Source organism: Streptomyces sp. NPDC043427 (assembly GCF_056436655.1).
Genome location: NZ_JBWKCC010000061.1, coordinates 6923 through 9375 on the forward strand (window position 1 = coordinate 6923; position 2453 = coordinate 9375).

The 2453-nt window shown below is 68.4% G+C and carries 2 protein-coding genes and 2 pseudogenes; 3 read left to right on the forward strand and 1 reads right to left on the reverse strand.

The annotated features are described in order from the left end of the window. Both AC067M_RS45605 and AC067M_RS45610 read left to right on the forward strand, forming a co-directional pair. A partial coding sequence (locus AC067M_RS45605; RefSeq protein WP_478702886.1) for an NADP-dependent oxidoreductase occupies positions 1 to 787 on the forward strand: 787 nt, incomplete at its 5' end. Between the two features lie 343 nt (positions 788 to 1130). Then, positions 1131 to 1220 (forward strand): annotated as a pseudogene (locus tag AC067M_RS45610) (helix-turn-helix domain-containing protein); the annotation flags it as partial. A gap of 241 nt (positions 1221 to 1461) precedes the next feature. On the opposite strand, the pseudogene AC067M_RS45615 reads toward AC067M_RS45610, so the two are convergent. Continuing rightward, a pseudogene (locus AC067M_RS45615) lies at positions 1462 to 2259 on the reverse strand (helix-turn-helix domain-containing protein); the annotation flags it as partial. Between AC067M_RS45615 and AC067M_RS45620 the strand changes: the two are divergent. Beyond that, a partial coding sequence (locus AC067M_RS45620; RefSeq protein ID WP_478702887.1) for a hypothetical protein occupies positions 2210 to 2453 on the forward strand: 244 nt, incomplete at its 3' end. The pseudogene AC067M_RS45615 and the gene AC067M_RS45620 sit on opposite strands and share 50 nt — an antisense overlap.

A 2453-nucleotide genomic window follows, 5' to 3' on the forward strand; every position in this document is an offset into this window, starting at 1 on the left:
AAAAAAAAGAAACACCCCCCCCCCCCCCCCCCCCCCCCTCCCCCCTCCCCCCCCCCCCCCCTCCCCCCCCCCCCCCCCCCCCCCCCCCGCGACCGAGTTCGAGGTCGGCGACGAGGTCGTGGGCTTCATCTGCAAGGACTGGGCGCAAAACGGCGGCTATGCCGAACTCGTGTCCGCCCCGGTGCGTACGCTCGCCCGCAAGCCCCAGTCCCTCAAGTGGTTGCAGGCTGCCGGGCTGCCGCTGGCCGGGCTGACGGCCTACCAGGCCATTCAGCGGCTCGACATAGGCAGGAACGACACTGTGCTGATCCACGCGGCGTCCGGCGGTGTCGGCTCGTTCGGCGTGCAGATCGCCGTCGCTCGTGGAGCGCGCGTCATCGGCACCGCCAGCGAGCACAATCACGACTACCTCCGCGGGCTCGGCGCCGAGCCCGTCACCTACGGCGACAGCCTGTCCGACCGGGTACGCGAGCTGGCGCCCGACGGCATCGACGCGGCACTCGACTTCGTCGGCGGTGACGCGGTGGCCGTCTCCCAGGACGTACTCAAGAACCCGAACCGGGTCGCCTCCATCGTAGATGCCACCATCACCGAGAAGGGCGGTCACCACGTGTGGGCCCGCCCCAGCTCGGACGACCTCGCCGCGCTGTGCGCCCTCGCGGACTCCGGCAAGCTGTCCGTCACCGTCGACCGCACCTTCCCTCTGGCAGAGGCGGCCGACGCCTGGCGAGCCGTCCAGGAAAACCACACCCGCGGCAAGATCGTGCTGGACGTCGACGCGAGCTGAGCCCTGGGCGCCGTCGGATACCTCGCCTTCAACGGTGCCATCATCGATACCGGCGCTGACTCCTACCGCTCTACGTTCCTTCTGGCGTTGCCCCAGTCATTCGTACTCGCCAGCACGCGAGCGTCCTGATCGACTCGTACGAGGGATCGACGCGACGGTCAGCTTCCTCTGAGGCTTCGCCATCTTTGCCGCCTACCATCCGGTTCATGGTGGAGTCTGAGATCCCAGAGCGGCTCGCGGCGCGGTGCCGGTCGCACCGCCGCCGCGTTCGGGCGCCGCACCCTCATCGGGATGTCCATAGCATTGCTGTGGGAGTCGAGAGGTCGAGGATCTGAACCGGCGCCTGCTCCGCGCCCGCGATGCGATGGACCGCGCCTACGCCGTGCCGCTCGACGTTCGTGCAGTCGCGGCGGTGGCCCACATCTCGCCAGCTCAGGCTTCTCAACGCAACGGTGTTGCACCACGCGGCACGCCATCTCAGCGTGCGGCCGATCTGGTCGAGCGGGCGTACTCGGTCGGCGTTTGGCCGTAGTGCTTCTTGAAGGCGCGGATGAAGTGGCTGCTGTCGGCGAACTGCCAGTGGGCGGCGAGTTCAGAGATGCTCCACCGGCCGGCCGGCCGGCCGGGGCGGCGAGGGCGCGCCGGGCTTCTTCCAGCCGCCGGTGGCGGATGTAGGCGGTCACCGACTCCCCCACCGCGGCGAACGCCCGCTGCAGGGTGCGAACGGAGACGTTGAGTTCACGGGCCAGCACCGCCGGGGACAGCTCGGGATCGGCTAGGTAGCTGTTGGCGAGGTCCTTCGCGGCCCGGGCGAGTGCGGGAGCCAGCTGTGGTTCCACGTCGTCGAAGCGACGCACCGTCACGGCCTTGGCCAACTCGATCAGGGTGCTGTGCGCGGCGTGCACACCGGCCGGGCCGAGGTCGGTGGCCGTCTTCTGGATCATGTTCGTGTGGGCCGTCAGCAGGCGCATCTCGGCCGAGTCCGCCGACCCGGTAATGATCCGGTTCCCGAGCAGGGGTCTGAGCATCGCGGAGGGCAGGAAAAGGAACTGCGCCGTGGTATGCGGCGCTGTCTCGAAGGGATACTGGCGCTCGAAGTGCCCGAGGAGGAAATGCCCGGCCGATACGGTGTGCTCATCGCGATCGTGCGGGCGGCCCAACGTCCATGCGCCGCGCCGCACTACGTACATCCGCACCAGATCATCAACGCCGCCTGGGTCGTTCATGGTCCGGGTGGCCGACGCGCCGTGGAGATCACCGATCGCCGCGTCGCGCACCCTGGCGACGCGTCCCTTGAGCCGGAAGTCGGCGATCGTGGCCGGGCTGAACGTCGGCACCATGAAGGCATCACCGAGTTGCGTCTGCCATCCACGCCGGAAGGCGTCGAATCCTCGCGGCACGGCGCCCGGAACCGTGGAATCCATGGCGAACGCCCCGCGCGACCCATCGGTTTCAGATTTAGTCCTGTTCATCTCCGGTCGATCCACTCCGTGTTCGCTGCTCCAGCGCTTTCTTGGCGAATATGTTCTGTCCGGACGCCGCTGTGGTTCAAGCGCGTGCCGTGCCGACCTTCTTAGACGTCATCTCATTTGGCTGGGTAAGCTGCCGGTCGTGGCAGGGATCGTTGAGCGGCTGGTGCCGGACGAGTTGTGGGAGCTGTTCCAGC